The organism is Candidatus Limimorpha avicola (assembly GCF_056978975.1).
In genome coordinates this window covers 1-5,793 of sequence record NZ_DBMCYK010000031.1, presented here as the reverse complement: position 1 = coordinate 5,793, position 5,793 = coordinate 1, and the positions used below count along the sequence as shown (strand labels likewise).

5 protein-coding genes and 1 pseudogene are annotated in these 5,793 nt (G+C 38.7%); 3 read left to right on the top strand and 3 right to left on the bottom strand.

Features of this window, described 5'->3' with window-relative positions:
- Nucleotides 1-130: 130 nt before the first annotated feature.
- The 3 genes from ACZOVS_RS10180 to ACZOVS_RS10170 are packed head-to-tail and all read left to right on the top strand — an operon-like array spanning nucleotide 131 to nucleotide 3,325.
- Nucleotides 131-1,342 carry a tyrosine-type recombinase/integrase gene (locus tag ACZOVS_RS10180; RefSeq protein ID WP_015532694.1) on the top strand — a complete coding sequence of 404 codons (1,212 nt, stop codon included), beginning with the start codon at nucleotides 131-133 and terminating at the stop codon, nucleotides 1,340-1,342.
- Complete coding sequence (locus tag ACZOVS_RS10175; RefSeq protein WP_015532695.1) at nucleotides 1,339-2,286, top strand: tyrosine-type recombinase/integrase; 948 nt, start codon at nucleotides 1,339-1,341, stop codon at nucleotides 2,284-2,286. Before ACZOVS_RS10180 ends, ACZOVS_RS10175 begins: the two co-directional genes overlap by 4 nt.
- Nucleotides 2,270-3,325, top strand: a complete 1,056-nt coding sequence (locus ACZOVS_RS10170; RefSeq protein ID WP_015532696.1) for a tyrosine-type recombinase/integrase — start codon at nucleotides 2,270-2,272, stop codon at nucleotides 3,323-3,325. The genes ACZOVS_RS10175 and ACZOVS_RS10170 overlap by 17 nt, the downstream gene beginning before the upstream one ends.
- Before the next feature lie 426 nt (nucleotides 3,326-3,751).
- Here ACZOVS_RS10170 and ACZOVS_RS10165 read toward each other — a convergent pair whose 3' ends face one another.
- The 3 genes and pseudogenes from ACZOVS_RS10165 to ACZOVS_RS10155 all read right to left on the bottom strand — a co-directional run.
- Nucleotides 3,752-3,958, bottom strand: a complete 207-nt coding sequence (locus ACZOVS_RS10165) for a toll/interleukin-1 receptor domain-containing protein (RefSeq protein ID WP_413683189.1) — start codon at nucleotides 3,956-3,958, stop codon at nucleotides 3,752-3,754.
- A gap of 15 nt (nucleotides 3,959-3,973) precedes the next feature.
- On the bottom strand, nucleotides 3,974-4,570 hold the full coding sequence (locus tag ACZOVS_RS10160; protein WP_008655066.1) for a TIR domain-containing protein: 597 nt from the start codon (nucleotides 4,568-4,570) through the stop codon (nucleotides 3,974-3,976).
- Nucleotides 4,571-4,578: 8 nt separating this feature from the next.
- A pseudogene (locus tag ACZOVS_RS10155) lies at nucleotides 4,579-5,793 on the bottom strand (TIR domain-containing protein); the annotation flags it as partial.

Sequence of the window (5,793 nt, the reverse complement as noted above, 5' to 3'; positions counted from 1 at the left end):
CATTATCAGAACTTTTAGGAATTTCCGATAAAATTATTCAATTGTTTAGCAATCATTTGTTTTGAGTCTTAATCAGTTCTGATTATATTCCGTCTATAATTGTAGAATAACATTCAAACAAGATGCGATTATGGACATATTTAATCTGAATGAAAAAGTCAAAGGGCTTGTTTCTTATTTACAAGACACAGGTTATTCAGCCATGTACATAGACTATGTGAAGAAAATGGCTGAGTGGTTATCGGGCAATTCCGAACATTACAAATGGAAGAGTCTCGCCGATGTTGAACCGACACTAAAAGAATTGTGGTCCAACAAGTATACTTGCAGAAACAAGGTACGCCTGTTACGTGTAATCTGCCAATATATCGAGAATGGATTATTACCCGACGGATGCAAACACTACATCAAACCTCACCATTACGAATTGCTTGGCGAAGAATACAGGAATGTAACGGACATGGCTTTCAACGTGGTAGACAGGCGTTGCAAATTTTCAACAAACGTGAAGTATGCGCTATCTTCGTTCTTCTTCCGGTTACAGGAAATGGGTGTGTATTCATTCGAATCAATAACAGAGGATGCGGTGTTGGAAGTGTTTTCCAAAGACGAAAAACAGAAGATGGGCCATTCGCTCAAATATTCGGTGGAGTATGGGCTGAAAGCCTGTTTGCCTTACTATGGCAAATCCGTTGAACGTATAATCGCATATCTGCCGGCCATACCCAACATGCGTAAGAACATTCAATACCTTACAGAGCAAGAACTGACGGCCATCAGGCATACCTTGGAGCACGACGGCACAATATCCCTGCAGGACAAAGCCATCATAACCTTGGCCATGTACACGGGATTGCGTGGGTGTGACATCTCAGCTCTCACGCTTGAGAACTTCGATTGGGAACACGACCTTATAAAAATCACACAGGCAAAAACGGGACAGCCCCTTACATTGCCGCTTCGCGCCGTAGTCGGGAATGCTGTCTTTGATTACCTGCTCAAAGAGCGTCCCCAATGCCCGGAACCATATGTTTTTCTCACAGTACACGTGCCACACAGAAGACTCCACACAAGCAATCTTGATGCCATATGCTCAAAAGTCATGTACAAAGCAGGAATAAGGCAAGGTGAAAATGAAAGAAAGAGCATGCACCTGTTTCGCCACCATGTAGCGACATCCCTGTTGCAGGGCGGTGTGCAACAGCCTGTTATAAGTGCCACCCTTGGCCATTCGTCCCCAAGCTCTCTCGACCGCTATCTCAGTGCGGAATTCAAACACCTGAAAGAGTGTTCGCTAAGCATCGAGGGATTCCCGGTTGGAAAGGAGGTGTTTGGCAGATGAAAACGACTTCATTCCTTTCCAACGCGATAGAAGGATACGTAAAATACCGCAAGGCTTCCGGGCGTGACAGCCACAGCTATATCAAGAACGTAATACTATTTGACCATTTTTGTGCGAGGGAATATCCCGGACAGATCGAACTATCCCAAGAAATCGTGGACAGATGGTGCAGGCAACGTCCATCTGAATGCACAAACTCTTGCGTGTCACGTGTATATCCTATTCTGGACTTCATCAAATACATGAACAAACGTGGAATGACAAAAATAGCCCTGCCAAAAGTGCCAAGGTCTGTGCCAAGAACTTATACGCCGCATCCTTTCACATATGATGAATTGAAACGCTTCTTCAATGCTTGCGACAACACAAAGCCAAGACGTGGCCGTCTCGCCACAATCCAACGCATGACACTGCCAGTATTCTTTCGCTTATTGTACAGTTCTGGGATGAGGACAACCGAAGCCATCCTGCTGGAACGTGATGATGTAAACCTTGAAAATGGCGTAATTTCCATCAAGCGAAGTAAAGGGCATGACCAACATTATGTCGTTCTCCATAATACAATGTTGGCTCTAATGCGTACTTACGACGAGAATATATCTAGGTTAGTACCGCACCGCAAAGTGTTCTTTCCGACACCGGATGACAAGTCTCACCCTTCTGTTTGGGTTACGTATCATTTTCGGGTGTTGTGGCAAAGTTGCAATTCATCCTACGCTATCCCATATGAGCTAAGACACAACTATGCCATAGAAAACATAAACAGCTGGACACACCAAGGATTTACCATCCATGACAAGTTGTTGGCTTTAAGCAAGAGCATGGGACACCGGCAAATAGAGAGCACGCTGGCTTATTATTCCTTGACCCCAGCGATTTCTGATATAATGGAATATACAGAGAATCAATTATTAAAATTAAAGACAGATGAAAAAGAAGATTAATCCGCAAGCAATGCAGATAGCTGATTATCTGCATGACTGGCTCGAACACTATGTCCCTTCAATCAAGGCATGCAGTCCTCACACAAAGAGAAATTATAAGATCTCCGTGAAACTCTATGTAGAATTCCTCAGAGTCATAAAAGGCACTACACCAGAAACATTAAGCGCAGAATGTTTCTGTATGGAATATATAATGGAGTGGATCATTTGGTTAAAGGAAAATAGGGGTTGCAGTCCAGCAACATGTAATGTAAGATTGTCAGCTTTGCGTGTTTTTCTGAAATATTTGTCGTTTAGAGATATATCCTATATGTCTGTTTTCTTACAAGCGGAAAATGTTCCAAATGAGAAAAACTCTAAAAGAAAGGTCATCGGGCTCAGTAAACAGGCTGTTGATGTATTGTTGTCCATGCCTAATCAAGGGAGTACTATAGGCTTTCGTGATTACACTCTGATGCTTCTCTTATATTCCACCGCTGTGCGCATCAACGAGCTTCTGACTCTGAAAATTAGCAATATTGTTATAGACTGTGTAAAACCTCACATAATAGTCATTGGCAAAGGAAGAAAGAAACGTCCGATTCCTCTTTTGGCCAAGCCAGCACAATGCTTGAAAAGGTATCTTATCAAATACCATCCGAAACAGAATGATGCAAATGCATTACTTTTCTGTTCTAAGAGCAAAGGCATATATGTCCCGATGTCCGCTGAAAACGTGAACAAGATGCTGAAAAAATATGCCACAATGGCTCATGAAAGGTGCCAAGATGTTCCTATGGATTTACATGCCCATCAATTTAGGCATGCCAAAGCTTCACACTGGCTTGAAAACGGGATGAACATAGCCCAAATCTCATACTTACTTGGGCATGAAAGTATTCAAACCACAATGGTATATCTTGATATAACCACAAAACAAGAAGAAAAAGCTTTGGAAACCCTTGAAGGCGAAAATCAAAAGAAAATGAGAAAAAAGTGGAAGACAGAGGAAGGAAAAGCAAATCTTGAAATACTTTTAGGACTTACAAAAACAAATTGAGTAGGAGAAATTTTACTTCTTCGTTTTCCTCTTACCCGATTAAGATATACAAGTACTGTTTGGTATATTATATAAACTTCCAGCAAGGTATTATACCTGCTGGAAGTTATGTTACAGTTCCCAATTAAGAACAGAGTCTAAAGGATGCTGAGATTGATATGCGGCAAATAATTTCCTCTCATTTATAAGCGTTGATTCATCTCGTTTTAACACATTAGAAATAAAGTTATTCAACGATTTTGTACCTCTTAGAATTGGAACGATTTGAAGATACTCGGGTAAGACTGATTGTGATATTTCTTTTAATGTTAACCCTACAACAGTTGTTCTATCATATCCATATCCAACTTCCCAAGGGATCCATTTTGAATCCAATGCATTTTGGGATAAAAGACATAACATGTGCGTGCTGTTTCTGATACCTGTTTAAATTGCACTTACAACCGAGTAAGGTCTCGTTCTGTCTATTTTTGTATCATATTCATCAAAATAGACATCAATACCAGAAGTAATAAAATAGTCTGCTATTTTTTTAGCAGTGTCCGCATCTCTTTTTTGGTGACTTATGAATATACATAAACCACTTCTTTGTGCAATGGAATTTTCGGTTAAATAAAATCTATTTAATGCCATAATCTATTATTCTACTTATCCATTTTTTTTACGCATTGGCCTTGATAAATCATAAGTGCAAGTGGCACGACTATTATATGCATTATCAATCATCTGTCTCAAAATATCTGGTGTTAGCTTATCCCAATTGATTACAGATATAAAGGCATTGGGTTCGAGCAAATTATCAATGATGCGTTCCGGTAAGTATGGATAACGCCTATGATACTCTTCTCGGCTATCAATAGACATCCATTGTGTCGTCTCTGGGTAGAACGTTTTCTCACTACTATGAGCGCATGTATAATATTCGCTTTTAACAGATGGTAGTAATATCACAATAATGCCGGACTTCTTATTCACCGTACCATCGTACATACTTGAATATAACTCCCAATCAATATGCTTGCGATTTTTTGTTTCAGTTCCTACAAGTAAAATGGTTACGGTTGTATCCTTCAAATGCTCGTCGCGTATATATTCGCGTATCTTTTGGTCGTCCCAATCTTCTGGAATCTCGCCCATGTCAACAGAGCCATCAATGAATACTTTATTTTTTTCAGCCCAACTAACCAAACCTTCTTTATATTTCTGGTCATTGGCATGATGAAAACTTACAAATACTTTATGCATAATTTATATTAATAGTTAAAAGCTTTATTAATACCCTTGAGAATCAATGATATTATCTCGGGAATATTAATAGAGTTGAATAAAATTTCATTTTCATCTTTATCAAGTCCATTTCTAAGAACCTGATAATCCTTATTTTCGAATTTCTTTAGTTCATCGTAATTTATCGTTGGCAGACAACTCATTTGGCAATATTCAATTAATTTTTTATAATCCTCATTGGTTTTTGCTTCTTCAAATAGTTTTTCTGCCGTAGTTTCACCTTTCATTAGTTTCACTATTTGTGCAGAAGCTCCACCAAATCCTCCTAATAAATAAATTGGATGTTTTTTCTGTATAGCACAAATCGCCTCTTCAAATATTCCGGCCATACGCCCCTTAAAATTGACAATTTTGCCACCCAAAACGATACGTGCATTAACATTCTCTTCCATTTCTTTACGCATAATAGATAAAGAATTTGCCCAAAGAAACATTTTGCTTGGCGTAGTTGGCTCAAAGAACTTCCCCTTATCCTCCTCACCTACACCTTTGGGTATTTCTGTTTTTACTATTTCCACACGGTCGTATTTAAATTCAGCGATGTCAGATTTTGAGAGCCTATTAAATATAGGCCAAGCAAAATAATTTGTGAAATAGATTGTACTTGGATCAGACTTTTCTTTTATGCCATACTGACATGAAAGATCGCATAAAAGTTTTGTGAAACCACCAATTCTAAGATCACCTCCATACACCAATTTAGCTCCAGTAACAAGCAGATGACGAGCTATTTCAACAGATAAATCATCAAACATGGCTTTGCCGATTCCTTTAGTTAAAGCCTCCGGAGTTTCCGAAATAGAAATTGCGATTTTCTTATCCTGTATCTTATTCATATTTGAATATAACTGACTCGGAGTAACAAAACTTGTAATCTTACCATTTTTATTCAAAACCTCCAACTCTTCACGACCTAACGGTGGTTCAGGATAGAGTATTGATTTTATATTATCTTCAATATTAATTAAATTCATTAATTCCGGAGGAACAGGAAGAATAGAAGTATTTTGCAAATCGCACTTCATTACCAATTGCTCAAGATATTCTTTCTCATAATATTGGTCTAACGCAGTACGTAGAAGCAAGATAATTACGTCATCCCATTTGCCATTAAATCTAATCTTTGGCATATTACCCAAATACGGGAATGTTCGAGAAGAAACTCCATTCAATACATTTAC